Here is a 15,673-nt window from a genome sequence, read left to right on the forward strand (position 1 = left end):
GATGTGCTCAGACCGTGGTCGCGATGCCGCCGTCGACCGGGATGACCGCGCCCGTGACGTACGCACCGGCGCGCGAGGACAGGTAGACGGCGACGCCCGCCATGTCGTCGGGGTGGCCGATGCGGCGCAGCGGGGCCATCGCGGCGATCTCGTCGCCGAAGGCGTCCAGGGTGGCGGCCATCATCTTGGACTCGAACGGGCCGGGCGCGACCGCGTTCACCGTGATGTTGCGCGGGCCGAGCTCGCGGGCCAGGACGCGGGTCAGGTGGTGCACGCCGGCCTTGCTCGCCGAGTAGGAGTAGGTGGGCAGGGTCGGCACGTGCAGGCCGTCGATGCTGCCGACGTTGATGACGCGGGCGGGGTCGCCCTGGCCGCCCGCCGCCTCCAGGAGGTCGAGGAACGCGCGGGTGAGGAAGAACGGCGACTTCAGGTTGAGGTCGACCACCTTGTCCCAGGCCGCGGCCGGGAATTCCTCCAGCGGCGCACCCCATGTGGCGCCCGCGTTGTTGACCAGGATGTGCAGGGCCTTCTCCTGCGAACGCACCTCTTCGGCAAGGCGTACGCACTCTTCCTCGGTGGAGAGGTCGGCGGGGATGGCCTTGACGGTGCCGTACTGCTTGAGCTCCTGTTCCGCGGCGGCGCAGGCGTCGGCCTTGCGGGAGCTGATGTAGACGCGGGCACCGGCCTGGAGCAGGCCGCGCGCCATCATCATGCCGATGCCGCGGGTGCCGCCGGTGACCACGGCGGTCTTGCCGGTGAGGTCGAACAGGTCCATGTCTCTCCTCATGCTGGTGAACGGTTCCCGGTTCAGCGCCGCATTCCGTACTGCGTGAGCTCAAGCCTCGCAACAACGCCGCGGTGCACTTCATCCGGCCCGTCCGCCAGGCGCAGCGCCCGGGCCACGGTCCAGGCGGCCGACAGCGGGAAGTCGTCGGTCAGGCCCGCGCCGCCGTGCAGCTGCATGGCCATGTCCACCACGTTCTGCGTCATCAGCGGCACCGCCACCTTGATTTGCGACACCTGCGACAGCGCGCCGAGCACGCCCTGGGTGTCCAGCAGCCAGGCGGTGTGCAGCACGAGGAGGCGGGCCTGGTTGATCGCGATGCGTGCGTCCGCGATCCGCTCGCGGTTGCCGCCCAGGTTGACCAGTGGCTTGCGGAACGCGGTGCGTTCGACGCCGCGGCGGCAGGCGGCCTCCAGCGCGACCTCGGCGAGCCCGATCAGGCGCATGCAATGGTGAACGCGGCCGGGCCCGAGCCGGCTCTGCCCGATCTCGAAGCCCTTGCCCGCGCCGCCGACGATCGCCGAGAGCGGGAGCCGTACGCCCGTGAACGAGACCTCGCCATGGCCGCTCGGCTCGTCGTACCGGCCCATCACCGGCAGCATCCGCTCGACGTCGACGCCGGGGGTGTTCCTGGGGACGGCCACGATCGAGTGCTGCCGGTAGCGTTCGGCGCCCGGGTCGGTCAGGCCGAGGAAGAGCAGGACCTCGCAGCGCGGGTCGCCGAGCCCGGTGCTGAACCACTTGCGGCCGTTCAGCACGACCTCGTCGCCCTCGATCGCGGCCGTCGCCTCCATGGTGGTGGCGTCGGAGGAGGCCACGCCGGGCTCGGTCATGCAGAACGCCGACCGGATCTCGCCCGCCATCAGCGGCTCCAGCCAGCGCTTCTTCTGCTCGTCGGAGCCGAAGTGCTGCAGGACCTCCATGTTCCCGGTGTCGGGGGCGTTGCAGTTGAAGATCTCGGCGGCGATGAACGAGCGGCCCATCAGCTCGGCCAGCGGCGCGTAGTCGACGTTGCCGAGCCCGGAGACGTCCGGCATGAACAGGTTCCACAGCCCGGCCTCACGCGCCTTGGCCTTGAGCTCCTCGATCACCGGGTACGTGCGCCAGCGCTCGTCCGGCGAGGCGGCGAGCAGGCCGCGCAGGTGCTCCTCCTCGACCGGCGCGATCTCGGTCTCGATGAACGCGCGGACCCGCTCGGTGTACTCCTGGGCCCGTGGCGACGGGGTGAAGTCCATGAAGCCCTCCCTGGCCGATGGCCTCGGCCGAGCTCGGCTGCTCGGCTGCTCGGCTGAGCTCGCCTGTTGAGCATTGCTCAGCAGGCTACCGCTCTGTTGAGCTATGCTCAACAAGTGGCCAGGCTCAGCGCGGACGACAGGCGGCGGCAGCTCGTCGGGATCGGCCTGCGCAGGCTCGTCGACCGCCCGATCCACGAGCTCTCGCTGGACGAGATCGCCAGTGAGGCCGGCATCTCCCGCGGGCTGCTGTTCCACTACTTCCCGACCAAGCGGGACTACTACACCGCCGTCGTCCAGGCCGCCGCGGCCCGCCTCGTACGGCAGACCGAGCCCGACCCGGACGCGCCGCCCCCGCGGCAGCTCGCGCAGACGCTCGACGCCTACGTCGCGTTCATCGAACGCCGCCGCGAGCCCTACCTGGCGCTGTTCCGCGGCGCCGCCGGGGGTGCCGACTACGTGATCGAGATCTACGAGCAGACCCGCGGCGTCTTCGTCGAACGCGCCCGTCGCGCCCTCGGCGACCCCGCCGACCCGCGCGTCGATCTCATGCTGCACGGCTGGTTCGGGTTCGTCGAGGACACCGTTCTGGCGTGGACCGGCGCCCCGACCATCCCGCGCGACGAGCTGCTGACCCTGCTGCGCGACTCCCTCGTCGTCCTGATCGACGGCCTGACCGGGACCGCGGTCAAGAACCACTTCGCCGTCTAGCCGACCGCCTTGCCTTCTGAGGCAGAGCGCGGGCCGGTCACTTCCCGGTCTGAAGCAGCGCGTGGACGGCGGTGCGGACCCGGTCGTCGACCATCTCGGGCGTGGAGGCGTCGAGCTTGCCGTCCAGATGCAGGAACGCCAGGCCGTGCACGAGCCCCCACACCCCGGTGCCGAGCGCGACCACGTCCGCGCCCGGGAAGGCGCGCCTGACCAGGCCGCCGACGTACTCGGTGATGTCGGCGACCGCGGCCACCCGTTCCGCGTTGTCGAAGTCGCAGGGTTCGGCGAACATCACCCGGAACAGGGCAGGGTGTTCGAGCGCGAAGCGGACGTAGACGACGGCGATCGCGGCGAGGTCGTCTGCGGCCGACGGCGCGGGATGCGCCGCCACCAGGTGATCCGCCAGCTCGCGATAGCCCTCGGCGGCGACGGCCGAGACGAGCGCGTCGCGGTCCTCGTAGTGCCGGTACGGCGCGGTCGGCGACACGCCCGCGCGCCGCGCGACCGCCCGCAGCGACAGCCCGCCGCCACCGCCGCCGTCCTCCAGCAGCTCCCTGGCGGCGCGCACGCACGCGGCCCGTAGATCACCGTGGTGGTAGGAGTCACTCGCCTTCGGCACTGCTCACCCTCCCCTGCTTTCAGGGTTCGATGACGACCCTGCCGAACGCCTTGCGGCTCTCAGCGTATTCGTGCGCCGCGGCCGCCTCGGCAAGGGGGAACGAGCTGTCGATCTCGACCGTCAGCTCGCCGCCGGCGACCCGCTCGATCAGGTCCCCGATCATCGCGTGGATCCGGCCGTACTCCGACAGCAGGGCGCCGCCGAGGAAGACGCCGCGCAGCGCGTTGTTGTTGTTCCACAGCGAGCGCGCCTCGATCTCCGACCCGGCCCGGGCCGCCAGCCCGACGCTGACGAGCGTTCCCCGGTAGGCCAGCACGTCGATGCCGTCGACGAGGTTCCGGCCGCCGATCGAGTCGATGACCACGTCCACGCCGCGCGACTCGGTGATCCGCTTGACCGCGTCGACGAAGCTCTCGTTCGCGTAGTTGATCCCGTGGTCGAGCCCGTACGCCTTCAGCCGGTCCAGCTTCTCGTCGCTGGAGGCGGTCGCGAGCACGGTGGCGCCCGCCTGCTTGGCGAGCTGGATCGCGGCCATCCCCACGCCGCCCGCGCCCGCGTGCACCAGAACGGTCTGCCCCGCCTCCAGGCCGCCCGCCGTGAACAGGCACTCTTGCGCCGTACCGAACGCGACCGGCACGCACGCCGCCCGCGCCGCGTCCAGACCGTCGGGGATCGCCCAGGTCAGGGCCGCCGGGACGGCCCGCTTCGCGGCGTGCGACCCGTCCATGTTCAAGGCCACGACCCGGTCGCCGACCGCGAGCCCCTCCACACCGGCGCCGACCGCGCTGATCGTTCCGGCGTTCAGGTAGCCGACCACGTGCGGCGTCGCGGCCTGGTCCCCCTGCGCCCGCGCGAGCAGGTCACCGCCCTCGATGCTGATCGCCTCGGTGTCGACCACCACGGCACCGTCGGCGGCCTCGGGGTCGGGAACGTCCTCGTAGCGAAGCACCCCGGGCCCGCCGTTCTCGTAGATCACAGCAGCCTTCATGCGCACCAGCCCCTTACCGATCCGGAATGTTGACGATGCTCACATTAGGCCGCGATGTAATCACCGTCAACATAAGGGTCGGGCCTTGCCGGGCCTACGCCCCCAGCAGCTCGCCGACCAGCGCCTCGACGCGGGCCCGGATCTCGTCGCGGATAGGCCGGATCGCCTCGACGCCCTGCCCTGCCGGGTCGTCGAGGACCCAGTCCAGGTAGCGCTTGCCGGGAAAGACCGGGCAGACGTCCCCGCAGCCCATCGTCACGCACACGTCCGAGGCTTGGACCGCCTCACCGGTGAGCACCTTGGGCACCTCGGCGGCGATGTCGATGTCCACCTCGGCCATGGCCGCCACCACGGCCGGGTTCACCGCGTCCGCCGGGGCCGAGCCCGCCGAACGCACCTCGATCCGTTCCCCGGCAAGGTGCGTGAGGAACGCGGCGGCCATCTGCGACCGCCCCGCATTGTGAACGCAGACGAACAGCACACTCGGCTTCTCGGTCACAGCACGTCCCGTCAGGTGAGAGCGGGCTCGGTGAACAGGCCGGACAGGCGGGTCAGGGCGCCAGGCACGACGCGGTAATAGACCCAGGTGCCGCGCCGGTCGCCAGTGATCAGGCCGGCCTCCCGCAGCACCTTGAGGTGGTGGGAGATGGTGGCGGCGGTCTGCTCGAACGCGCCGGTCAGATCGCAGACGCACATCTCGCCGCCGTCGCTCGCGGCGATCATGTTGAGCAGGCGCAGCCGCACCGGATCGGCCAGCGCCTTGAAGACCTTGGAAAGCTCGATCGACTCGTCCTCGTTCAGCAGCGGACCACTGAGCGGCGCGCAGCAGCCCGCCTGAGTCACGTCCTCCAGCTCCAGGGATTTCGCCATAGATCTAATTTGACATCCATCTAAGCAGCGATGCAAACTCAAGGCATCTGATTAGACGAGCATCTAAACAAGGAGCCGCGATGTCCCGCGTTCAGCTCGCGCTACGCGTGTCCGATCTGGAGGGCTCGATCGCCTTCTACTCCAAGCTGTTCGGCACCGAGCCGGCCAAGCTGCGCCCCGGCTACGCCAACTTCGCCATCGCCGACCCGCCGCTGAAGCTCGTTCTGATCGAGGGCGCCGAGGACGAGCCCACCCGCCTCGACCACCTGGGCGTCGAGGTCGAGGACTCCACCCAGGTCCACGACGCCACCGAGCGCCTGGCCTCCGCGGGCCTGGCCACCCTCGAGGAGAACGACACCTCCTGTTGCTACGCCCTCCAGGACAAGGTCTGGGTCACCGGCCCCGGCGCCGAGCCCTGGGAGGTCTATGTCGTCAAGGCCGACACCGACTCCATGACCAAGACCGACTCCATGACCAAGACCGGCGCCACCGCCAAGACCGGCGCCACCGCCAAGACCGGCGCCACCGCCAAGACCGGCGCCACCGCCAAGAGCGGCGCCACCGCCAGGAGCGGCTGCGGCGCCACCCCTCAGGGCGACAGCGCCGACCTGACCGGCGCCTGCTGCTGAGGCCCCGGGCCCGCGTCCCGGCCGGTATCCGATCCGGCCGGGACGCCGAGACGTTCCGTCAGAGAGCCGGAACGGGTTGAGGCGGCGGCGGACCCACGTACCGCGCCGCCGGGCGGATGATCTTGCTGTCCGCGGCCTGCTCGACGATGTTGGCCGACCAGCCCACGACCCGCGCGGCGGCGAACGTCGGGGTGAACATGGCCCGGGGCAGCCCGGCCAGCTCCATGACGACGCCCGCGTAGTACTCCACGTTCGTGTGCAGCTGACGTCCAGGCTTCAGCTCCGCCAGGATGTCCACGATCTTCCGCTCGACCTCCACGGCGAAGTCCACCAGCGGCCCGCCGAAGCTCTCCGCGATGCCCCGCAGCATCCGCGAGCGCGGATCCTCGGTCCGGTAGACCGGGTGGCCGAAGCCCATGATCCGATCCCCGGCGAGCACCCGTTCCCTGATCCACGCGTCGGCGTTCTCCGGCGACCCGATCGCGTCGAGCGTGTCCAGCGCACGGCTGGGCGCCCCGCCGTGCAGCGGCCCCGACAGCGCCCCGAGCGCACCCACGACCGCGGACGCGAGGTCGGCACCCGTCGAGGCGATCACGCGGGCGGTGAACGTGGAGGCGTTGAACCCGTGGTCGATCGTCGAGATCAGGTACTGCTCGATCGCACGCGCCCGGGCCTCGTCCGGCACCTCTCCGCTCAGCATGTACAGGTAGTTCGCCGCGTACGACAGATCATCGCGCGGCTCGACCGGCGCGAGCCCCTGCCGGAGCCTGTACAGCGTCGCGAGCAACGTGGGCACGACCGCGCTGATGGTGAGCGCGTCCTGAACGCGCTGCTCCGGTGGCGTGTCGTACAGCGGCTCGAACCCGTCCGCCGCGCCGATCAGCGGCAGCACGACGCGCAGCCCGTCGAAGACGCTCCCCTCCTTCATCGCCTTGGCGAGATCAGGAAGCAGCGCCGCGACCTCCTGCGGCGTATGCCGCAACGGCGTCGTCCGCGCCACGAAGTCGGCCCTGCCCTCCGCATCCGGCAGCGCGCCCTCGAGCATCAGACTCCAGACGTCCTCGAACGTCCGCTTCTCCGCCAGCTCGACCGCCGAGTACTGCCGGTAGTGGTAGAAGCCCTCCTGCCCGCGCACATCCCCGAGCTCGGTGTCGGTGACGACCACACCCGCGAGCCCCCGCGGCACCTCGACGGCCTTGAGCTCCCTCGTGCTCTGCATGCTTTGCCTCCTCGCATCCAGTTCCGACTCTGTATTGACCAGTCAACGTTGTCAATGTTGATTCCAATCAACGTGACGCAGTCAATACGGCTACTCTCGGAAGATGCGGCGGCTCCCCTCTGCCGAGCGTTTCGATCGCTGGGCAGGCGACTACGACGACAGCCAACTCCAAGGCGCGCTCTACGAACCCGTCCACCGCGCGGTCCTGCACTGCGCCCACAGCAGACTCAAAAAGGCCGACCGAGTCCTGGACGTCGGCTGCGGCACAGGCCGTCTGGCCAGACAGATCGCGCAGTACACCCGCGTGGTCGCCCTGGACGCGTCCTCCCCGATGATCGAACGCGCCAGATCAGCCGACTGCCGCAACGTCGACCTGACGATCGCGCGGGCCGAACGCCTCCCGTTCCGCGACGCGGTGTTCGAGCTGGTCCTGGCCACGTTCTCGCTGCGCCACTGGCCCGACCCCGGCGCCGGCCTGGCCGAGATCCGCCGCGTCATGGCCCCCGGAGCCACCCTCGTGGTCGCCGACGCCTTCCCCTGCGGCCACCCCGACCTGGCCGCCCACGACCTGCGCGTCGACCAGGTAGCCCCCATCCGTTCCGCCGCCCAACTGGCCGACCTCTCCCTGGTCATAGCCACTCGTCCGCGTTAGATCGTCCAATTTCACAGACGAACCCCCCGCCCTGATGGAAACCTCGGGCACGCGCACGCCGCTCTCCCCCGGAGCCGAACTGGAGCCAGTACGTGGCCGAACCCCCCACCCCCGACCACCCCGAGCCCTCCACTCCCGAGCCCTCCACCCCAGAGCCCTCCACCCCAGAGCCGACCGCCGTCCCGGACTCGGGTGGCGCGGATGAAGGAGCGCCTCGGAATCCGCTGATCTGGTTGTCGGGGGCCGATCCTGAGCTGTTGCGGCAGGCTCCGGCGGATCGGGTCAAGTACGTGCTGATCGGGAGCGCCGTTCTCACCACGGGCGTGCTCGCGCTGGTGTCGATGTTCATCGGGCTGCGGATGGCCGTGGGGGCGCCGATCTGGGCTGCGGTGCCGCTTTCGGTGCTGTGGTTCCTGGCCATCGTGAACCTGGACCGGTGGCTGGTGGTGTCGCTCCAGCGCACTGGGCACAAGCGGCACGCTCTCGGGATCGCGCTGCCTCGGATCGCGCTGGCCTTGCTGTTCGGGCTGATCATCTCTACGCCGCTGACGTTGCAGATCTTCGATCACGACGTTCAGAAGGCCGTGGAGCAGTTGCACGGGGAGGCGTCCCGTGACTTTCTGCGGGAGCAGGCGAACGGGCCGGACTCCCAGCGCGTCAAGGTGCTGGAGCAGCGCCAGGCCACTCTGCTCGCACAGCGGGACGGCAGCGGCCTGGTCAATACCGAGAACGACCCGGAGATCAAGAGCCTGCGCGGGCAGCTTCCCGCTTTGCAGAAGGACTTCACCGATAACGACGACAGCGCCGCGTGCGAACTGAAGGGCGAGCGCTGCAAGAACGGCGCCAAGGGGAAGTCCGGGGACGGGCCTGAATACCAGAAGTACGTCAAGCGGCGTGATGCCGCCAAGACGCAGATCGACCAGGTTGAGAAGAAGATCGACGACAAGGCCAAGGCCTTGCGGGCGGCGGCCGTACAGAGCAAGGGGGCGGTGGTCGCGCAGGCCGAGCAGGCACTCCCGGGCGTGCAGAACGAGCTGAACACGCTACGGCAGCTGCAGCGCAGGGAGCGCGCCGATTTCGAACGGGCGAACGGCGCCAATGATGGTCTGCTGATCCGGATCAAGGGCCTTAATCGCGCGGCACATGATGAGGGGCGGGTCTACTGGTCGCGGATTCTGCTTTTCGCGTTCGTCACGATCCTGGAGTGCCTGCCTCTCATCGTGCGGGGGCTGCAACTGTTCACGCCCGCTGCGGCGTACGAGGACGCGGTGCGGCAAAGGCGGGCCAGGGACCGGCAGTTGCTGGACGAGCATCTCCGCGAGCAGGAGGCCGCCGGGCTCCGGGAGAACGAGGAGCGGCTCGACCACGCCGAATACGTTGCGCACAGGCGGGCGGAGAGCTTGCGCCAGCTCGCGGGCCGCACGATCGATCGCGAGACCCGCGTTCACCAGGACGAGCTGGATCGGTGGGAGGACGAGCGGATGCGCGCGCTGAGCCGGCGCGGCTCGGAGCCCGGCGCGAACGAATGGGGTCGGCCGATCAACGCGCGGGTCATCCGTGGTCAGGACGACACTCCTGCGGGCGCCACGCGCGACGACATCACGATCTATCCGCCGGCGCGGCAGCGCCAGGGGTTGTGGGGGCGGCTGTTCGGGCGTCGCCGGTAGCCGTCATGGGGTGATGACGATCCGGTCGCCCGCGGTGTCCTTCCAGGCGGCCTCGACGTCGGCCAGCGGAACGGCGCGGGCGTCGATCGCGAACGTGCCCTTGCTGATCTCGTCGGCCAGCGCGGGGAGTTCGACGAGGAAATCCCGGGCGGGGACCGAGCCCTGGCCACTGCCGACGATCTGAAGGCGCGCGGCCCGCAGCGCGGCCGAGGGGATGGCCGCCTCGGGGCCTGCGATGGAGCCGATCTGGACCCAGGTCAGCGGCTTGGCCCGGTCGGTACGGTCGGTGACGATGACGCGCATGGCCTCGGCGGCCGGGTCGCCCCACAGGTAGTCAAGAACGACGTCGACATCGCGGGCCGCCTGTGACAGGTCGTCGGGCGCGTTCAGCGACACCGTCGCGTCGGCGCCGAGGCCGGGCAGGGCGGCCAGCCGATCGGAGCGGCGTCCGGCGCCCACGACGTGACCGGCGCCGAAGTGCTTGGCGACCTGGATCGCCATGGCACCGGCGTTGCCCGTCGCTCCCAGGACGAGAACGCTCTGGCCGGGCGTGAAGTCGATGCGGCGGCGGAGCGCGACCCACGACGACATGGCCGGGTTCATGGCGGCGGCGACCGGTATCGGGTCCGTTCCGGGGCGGAGGACGACGCTGCGCCGCAGGTCGACGACGGTCTGCTCGGCCATCGCGCCCATCGTGGTGTCCGGGAGGACGAAGAAGCGCAGGCTGCCATCGGGCGCACGGCCGACGCCGTCGATGCCGGGGACGAGCGGCAGCTCGCCGGTGCTGGTGTAGTGCGAGCCGTCCGCCTGGGACTGAACGCGGGGATGCAGGCCTGCGGCCAGGACGTCGACCAGCACCTCGTCGGAGGTCTGGGGCGAGGGGACGGGAAACTCCTGGTAGACGGGCGGTGAGCCGAATGAGGTGACGACCGCGGCATGCATGAGGGCCTCCAGATTTAGGTTGTATTACCACGTAATATTGATGGTAACACGACCAATTTTCCGGGAGTAGGGTATGGCTCATGACCGCGCGTGGTGATCGTGAAGAGCTGGTGCCGGGCGAACTGCTGGACGGCCTGGTCCAGACGTCGTTCACCGTGATGGCCGTGCTGACGCAGGTCGGGGCCGCGCACGACCTGTCGCTGACGCAGCTGCGCGTCCTCGCCATCCTGCGCGACCACCGGCCGAAGATCGCCGAGCTCGCCGCCCACCTGGGGCTGGAACGCTCGTCGGTCAGCGGGCTGATCGACCGTTCCGTACGGCGCGGGCTCGTCCTGCGGGAGGCCAGCAGCGAGGACGCCCGCGCGGTCCGTCTCAGCCTCACCGACAAGGGCCGGCGCCTGGCCGTCGAGGTCGCCGCCGAGGTGGCCGACCGCATCCGCCCGACCACCGACAGACTCGGCCGCGCCGAACAGCGCCGCCTCAGCGTCCTCCTGAACGGCCTCCTCAACTGAACGAGCCGCTTGCCCGTCCGCGGGCCGCCCGCGGTACGAGACGCACGGCCGTTCGCAGGCCCGCCCGCGGTACGAGACGCGCGGCCGTTCGCAGGCTGTCCGGCTGAGTGTCGGCTTGCGGGGTTCGGCGATCAGCTCTTTGTGGGGTTGGTGCGGAGGGTGCGATCCAGGGCGGTGGCGACGATCAGGGCGGCCGAGACGATCGTGAGGACGGCGGCCAGGTGGTGGAGGCCGGCGTCGGTGGCGCGGGGGCCGTACGCCAGGCCGATCAGCGCGGCGGATGCGATCGCGCCGAGGTACATGAACGTGCGGAGCAGGCCGGCGGCGGCGCCCGTCGCCGCGGCGGGGGCTTGGGCGTACATGGCGGCCTGGTTGGTGACGATGTTGAGGCCGTTCTGGGCGCCGAAGACCACGCTGACGGCGAGGAGCGCCCACAGGGGTGTGCTGTGGTCGAGGAGCAGGAGGGCGCCGCAGCCGATGGTGAGTGTGACCGTTCCGGCTACCAGGCAGGGCCAGACGCGGCGGCGGGCCGCGTAGGCGGAGACGGCCGTGGCGACGAGGAAGGACGGCAGCATGAGCAGGCCCGCGCCGGAGGCGGTGCGCCCGGTGGACTGCTCCAGCCACAACGTCCAGCCATAGACGAAGCAGTAGGTGACCAGCATCGTCACGCCGTAGCGGAGGTAGGTCGTCGTCAGGGCACGGTTGTGGGCCAGCATGCGCAGGTCTATGAACGGGGCTGTTGTGCGCAGTTCCCAGGTGGTCATGGCGGCGAGGAGGGCGAGAGCCATGCCGAGCAGCCACCAGCGGGGGTCTTTCAGGTTCATGAGGAACACCAGCAGGGCGGTGAGCGCGCCGGTGAACAGCAGGACGCCGGTCGGATCGAGGGCGCGCCATGGGGACGTGGCCGTGTCGCGGGGGTCGTCCTTGGGCAGCCAGGCCAGCGCGGCGACCGCCCCGATCAGCGCTAGCGGGACGTTGATGAGGAACGTGAGGCGCCAGCCGCCGGCGGCGATCAGCAGGCCGCCGAGCGGCGGCCCGACCGCCATGCTGACCTGGCCGGCGATGGCGAGCGCGCCGAGGACGCCGGGTGGGGTCTCCTGGTGCAGGCGCTGCGACTGGCGGCGCACCATCGCCATCGCCGCCGGGTAGGCGGCCGAGGTACCGAGCCCGATGATCACGCGGGCGGCCACGAGCGCGGGGAGGGACCAGCCCGCGAAGCCGAGGAGGCCGCCCGTTCCGACGAGCGCGGTGCCGAGCAGGTAGACGCGGCGCGGGCCGAGGCGGTCGGCGAGCCGGCCCATGGTGGGCTGGCCGACGGCCGTGGCCAGGTAGAGCGCCGAGACCAGCCAGGTGGTCGTGTCGGCGCCGACGTCGAACGCGTGGCCGACGGACACCAGGGCGACGGCGATGATCGAGGAGTTGATCGGGTTCAGGGTCGACCCCAGCGACACCGCCGCGACGAACCGCGCGCCGAAGCCCTGCGGCCGGGTCCGGCCCTGCCGTGGAAGCGTGGTGGAGGTCATGGATCAACGATGCGGCCGGGAAGCTCTGCGTTGAAGGTGGCGGTGTTCCTGGCAGTGACGGGGCCAGGCACGGGGCCAGGCACGGGGCCCGGCCACCGGGGGTGGACAGGCTCGGGCCGCGGCCGGGGGTACCCAGGTGATCGGGGGGTTGGCAGACTGACGGCATGCCTTCCGGTACGTCCAGTTCGTCCGCTACCGCGCTGGGCGACTACCTGCGCGCCCGCCGCGGGCGCCTGCATCCCGGCGACGTCGGCCTGCCCGACGGGCCTGGACTGCGCCGCACGCCGGGGCTGCGGCGCGAGGAGCTCGCCGCTCTGGCCGGGGTGAGCATCGACTATTACATCCGGCTTGAGCAGGGCAAGGAGACCAACCCCAGCCCGGCCGTTCTGGAGGCGCTGGCCCGCGCGCTGCGGCTGGAGGTGGAGGACGAGGATCATCTGCTCGCGCTCGCCGATCAGGCGGCGGGGCGGGTGCCGCGGAGGCCGTCCCGCTCCCCCGCCGCCGAACGTCCGGTCGTGCGGGCGACCGTGCTGCGGCTGCTCGAGCAGTTGCGGCCTTGCCCGGCGTACGTCCTCAGCCGCACCAGCGACGTGCTCGCCGCCAATCCCGAGGGTCTGGCGCTCTTCGCGGGCATCGACGAGTGGCCGGTCGAACGCCGCAACACCATCCGTTACGTGTTCGAGCATCCGGCAGCGAGAGACGTGCTTGGGGACTGGGGCAAGGCGGCCGCCGGCAGTGCCGCGCAGTTGCGCAGCCTGACGGCCGGCCATCCGCACGACCTCGCGTTGAACGCATTGATCGAGGAGCTCGAAGCGGCCAGCCCCGACTTCGCCGCGCTGTGGAAGCGGCATGAGGTCCGGGCCCGGCGCGGCGAGGTCAAGACGTTCAACCACCCGCGCGTCGGCGCCCTCACCCTCGAATTCGAGGTGCTGCATCTGGGCGCCGACGGCCAGCGCATCTCCGTCTACCAGGCCGAGCCGGGCACCCCCGACCACGACGCGATGGTGCTGCTCTCGCTGAGCACCAACCCGTCCGCCGACGCGTCCACGGAGCCGTCCGCCGACGCGTCCGCCGGGCCGTCCAGCGATCAGTCGCGCGAGTCGGCCCGCTAGCCGCGCGCTAGCGGGCCGCGCTCGCCGCGCCCTGGTCGGGGGTTCCGCCGGGCCTCAGCCCCGCTGCAGCCTCGGCATGAAGGCGGCAGCCCGGGCGTAGAGCTTGTAGAGCTTGAACGGGCCGGAGAACGACAGGCCGCACGCGTTGTTGAGCATGCCCGTCGCCTGCTGGGCGGTGAGCGTGGTGCCGCGCGCGCCCGGGTGGTCGATCTGGCCGCCCATGAACACCTGCATATTGCCCAGCATGTGGTTGCGCTGGTCGGTGTTCATCTCGTGCCAGGTGTCGCAGGTCACGATCGCGAGCAGCGCGTCGTTCAGCTCACCCGTTCCGTGGTCGTGGTCCCCATCTGAAGCCGCGGTCGCGGCCTTGGGCTTGGCGGGCACCGGCGGCGACGTGAACCAGGGGCACGGGCCACCGGGCTTCAGGTCGGACATGCAGGTGAGCAGCTCGGCCTCGTTGCCGATGTTGCCGAAGCCGAAGCTCAGCCAGGGCGCCTTGCCCTGCAAGCAGTCCGGCAGCGGGCTCGGCGAACTTGTCGCCTTGCCGTTGCCGTACCAGCAGTTGCCGACGTTGCCGGGGAACGCGTCCCACCAGAAGTCCACGCCGTTGCCGCTCATCTTGTTGCCGTAGAACGAGTTGCGGTGCGAGGTGGACAGCTTCAGCGGGTCGCAGCCGGTCATCGGGCTGTCGCCGCAGACGAACGCGTCGGGCACGGCGAACAGCATCGCGCCTCGGCGGTGGTTGTCGCGGAAGCGGTTGTTGCGGACGACGTTGTCGTCCCCGCCCGCGATCCACATCCCGGTCCCTACGGGAACCGGCACCGTCGGCACCACGTCACTGGTCGGCAGGTAGGGGTTGAAGTTGTTGTTGAAGAAGTCGTTGTTCTCGATGAGGTCGCCCTGCTGGGGGAAGCCAGGGTGCCCGGCCGCGGTGAACACGTCGGTCGTGAAGCCGAGGCCGTTGTCGTAGAAGTTGTTGTTGTGCAGCCACGTGCCGCTGCCGTCCGTTCCGGAGTAGCCGCTGGCGTTGTGGTGGGAGTCGCAGTACCGGATTTCCTGGCTGTAGCGCGCGGTCGGATAGAACTTCGGGTCGCGGCCGGCCGAAGTCTTGGCGCCCGAGCCCGGATACAGCCCGGAGTCGCCGTTGCCCACCGCCTCGCAGTTCTGCATCACGCCGTGGTCCTCGACGAAGGTGAGCACGCCGTACTCGCCCGCGTAGAACGTCTTGAACCGGTCGAGCAGGTATCCGTTGCTCTCCAGCACGTAGATGTCGTGCTCCTCGGCGTGCCGCACGGTCACGTTCCGCAGCACGAAACCGTCGGCGCGGTCGGCGCGGATGCCGACGTCCTTGGCCGAGTTGCGCGGGCCGTGGTTGCCGGACCTGGCGTCGCCGGCCTCGACGATGACGTCGTCGGCGCTCACGCCCGACCCTTCGAGCTGCAGGTTGCAGCGCACGCACGAGCCGCGGTTGGGGATGCCGTGCCGGTCGACCAGCGGCGGGTCCGGGTCCTTGCCCGGGCCGGGCGTCCGGCCGAGGACCGCGATCAGGTTGGCGTCGTTCTGGCAGTTGTACTCGCCGAGGTAGGAGTACGCGCCGGTGCTCAGCTTGTACTTGTCGCACGCCGGGTCGTGGGTGGGCTTCGCGCGCGCGGTCGGCTCGGTGTAGAGGCCCGGCAGCACGACGACGCGGTCGTTGTTGCCCGACGCGGTCACGGCCGGCTGGATCTCGCCGTATGTGCACCGTGCGGCCAGCGCCTTGTTGACCCGCCGCAGCTCCTTGGCCTCCGCCTGGGTGAACCGGCGGTGGTCGTGCGGCCGGAGGTTGTAGCCCGACCTCAGCGCCTTCTTGATGGCCGCGTCCAGCCGCTTGAGCGAGTCGGGGCGGCAGACGACGCGCGTGGTGCTGCCCTTGGTCGTCTGGATCGACGACGCCAGGCTCCGCGCCGTCGGCACCTTGCCGCCCGCGCACGGGCTGACCGAGCAGTCCGGGCCGGGCAGCGGCCAGTACGAGGGGCGTTCGATGTGCGCGTCGGCGCTCACCACGAGCCCGAGGACCAGCACGAACGCCGCGGCGACCGCGAGCCACAGCCTCCCGAGATGACGCTTGCCCAGATGACGCCTGCCGAGATACCGCCTGCCCATCAGCCCACCCTCGTCCCGGGAGCCACAGCCCAAACGCTTGGTCGGAACATAACACCGGATGATCGAAAACT

General features: G+C 70.5%; 15 protein-coding genes and 1 pseudogene. 6 read left to right on the forward strand and 10 right to left on the reverse strand.

What is annotated here, in order from left to right:
• Positions 1-7 precede the first annotated feature (7 nt).
• Together J4573_RS03045 and J4573_RS03050 are read right to left on the reverse strand one after the other, a co-directional pair.
• Positions 8-775: an SDR family oxidoreductase gene (locus J4573_RS03045; protein WP_208253623.1), complete on the reverse strand. Its 768-nt coding sequence runs from the start codon at positions 773-775 to the stop codon at positions 8-10.
• 32 nt (positions 776-807) lie between these two features.
• Positions 808-2,019 (reverse strand): acyl-CoA dehydrogenase family protein, encoded by a 1,212-nt coding sequence (locus J4573_RS03050; protein ID WP_208253624.1) that lies wholly within the window; start codon positions 2,017-2,019, stop codon positions 808-810.
• A 114-nt stretch (positions 2,020-2,133) separates the two neighbouring features.
• Here J4573_RS03050 and J4573_RS03055 point away from each other — a divergent pair, with 114 nt between their 5' ends.
• Positions 2,134-2,727, forward strand: coding sequence for a TetR/AcrR family transcriptional regulator (locus J4573_RS03055; protein ID WP_208253625.1), 594 nt, complete (start codon positions 2,134-2,136; stop codon positions 2,725-2,727).
• Positions 2,728-2,764: 37 nt separating this feature from the next.
• Here J4573_RS03055 and J4573_RS03060 read toward each other — a convergent pair whose 3' ends face one another.
• The 4 genes from J4573_RS03060 to J4573_RS03075 form a co-directional block, all read right to left on the reverse strand.
• Entirely contained in the window at positions 2,765-3,346 is a 582-nt protein-coding gene (locus J4573_RS03060; protein WP_208253626.1) for a TetR/AcrR family transcriptional regulator, read from the reverse strand.
• A gap of 19 nt (positions 3,347-3,365) precedes the next feature.
• Positions 3,366-4,334: a quinone oxidoreductase family protein gene (locus tag J4573_RS03065; protein ID WP_208253627.1), complete on the reverse strand. Its 969-nt coding sequence runs from the start codon at positions 4,332-4,334 to the stop codon at positions 3,366-3,368.
• Between the two features lie 94 nt (positions 4,335-4,428).
• Complete coding sequence (locus J4573_RS03070) at positions 4,429-4,833, reverse strand: arsenate reductase ArsC (RefSeq protein ID WP_307796461.1); 405 nt, start codon at positions 4,831-4,833, stop codon at positions 4,429-4,431.
• A gap of 11 nt (positions 4,834-4,844) precedes the next feature.
• The gene (locus J4573_RS03075) at positions 4,845-5,204 is read right to left on the reverse strand and encodes an ArsR/SmtB family transcription factor (protein WP_208253628.1); all 360 of its coding nucleotides are present in this window, start codon (positions 5,202-5,204) and stop codon (positions 4,845-4,847) included.
• Between the two features lie 80 nt (positions 5,205-5,284).
• On the opposite strand from J4573_RS03075, the pseudogene J4573_RS03080 reads away from it, so the two are divergent.
• Positions 5,285-5,665 (forward strand): annotated as a pseudogene (locus J4573_RS03080) (ArsI/CadI family heavy metal resistance metalloenzyme); the annotation flags it as partial.
• A 226-nt stretch (positions 5,666-5,891) separates the two neighbouring features.
• Here the strand turns inward: J4573_RS03080 and J4573_RS03085 are convergent.
• A complete protein-coding gene (locus tag J4573_RS03085; protein WP_208253629.1) occupies positions 5,892-7,052 on the reverse strand; it encodes a citrate synthase/methylcitrate synthase in 1,161 nt (386 codons plus the stop codon).
• 103 nt (positions 7,053-7,155) lie between these two features.
• Between J4573_RS03085 and J4573_RS03090 the strand changes: the two genes are divergently transcribed.
• Both J4573_RS03090 and J4573_RS03095 read left to right on the forward strand, forming a co-directional pair.
• Positions 7,156-7,704: a class I SAM-dependent methyltransferase gene (locus J4573_RS03090; protein ID WP_208253630.1), complete on the forward strand. Its 549-nt coding sequence runs from the start codon at positions 7,156-7,158 to the stop codon at positions 7,702-7,704.
• A gap of 257 nt (positions 7,705-7,961) precedes the next feature.
• Entirely contained in the window at positions 7,962-9,371 is a 1,410-nt protein-coding gene (locus J4573_RS03095) for a DUF4407 domain-containing protein (RefSeq protein WP_208253631.1), read from the forward strand.
• A 3-nt stretch (positions 9,372-9,374) separates the two neighbouring features.
• On the opposite strand, the gene J4573_RS03100 is transcribed toward J4573_RS03095, so the two are convergent.
• Complete coding sequence (locus J4573_RS03100) at positions 9,375-10,313, reverse strand: quinone oxidoreductase family protein (protein ID WP_208253632.1); 939 nt, start codon at positions 10,311-10,313, stop codon at positions 9,375-9,377.
• Positions 10,314-10,393: 80 nt separating this feature from the next.
• Between J4573_RS03100 and J4573_RS03105 the strand changes: the two genes are divergently transcribed.
• Positions 10,394-10,825: a MarR family winged helix-turn-helix transcriptional regulator gene (locus J4573_RS03105; RefSeq protein WP_208253633.1), complete on the forward strand. Its 432-nt coding sequence runs from the start codon at positions 10,394-10,396 to the stop codon at positions 10,823-10,825.
• Between the two features lie 131 nt (positions 10,826-10,956).
• On the opposite strand, the gene J4573_RS03110 is transcribed toward J4573_RS03105, so the two are convergent.
• Complete coding sequence (locus J4573_RS03110; protein WP_208253634.1) at positions 10,957-12,348, reverse strand: MFS transporter; 1,392 nt, start codon at positions 12,346-12,348, stop codon at positions 10,957-10,959.
• 164 nt (positions 12,349-12,512) lie between these two features.
• Here J4573_RS03110 and J4573_RS03115 point away from each other — a divergent pair, with 164 nt between their 5' ends.
• Positions 12,513-13,460: a helix-turn-helix domain-containing protein gene (locus tag J4573_RS03115; RefSeq protein ID WP_208253635.1), complete on the forward strand. Its 948-nt coding sequence runs from the start codon at positions 12,513-12,515 to the stop codon at positions 13,458-13,460.
• Positions 13,461-13,514: 54 nt separating this feature from the next.
• Here J4573_RS03115 and J4573_RS03120 read toward each other — a convergent pair whose 3' ends face one another.
• A complete protein-coding gene (locus tag J4573_RS03120) occupies positions 13,515-15,602 on the reverse strand; it encodes a right-handed parallel beta-helix repeat-containing protein (RefSeq protein WP_208253636.1) in 2,088 nt (695 codons plus the stop codon).
• Between the last annotated feature and the right edge of the window lie 71 nt (positions 15,603-15,673).

Source organism: Actinomadura barringtoniae (assembly GCF_017573505.1).
GTDB classification, from domain to species: Bacteria; Actinomycetota; Actinomycetes; order Streptosporangiales; family Streptosporangiaceae; genus Spirillospora; species Spirillospora barringtoniae.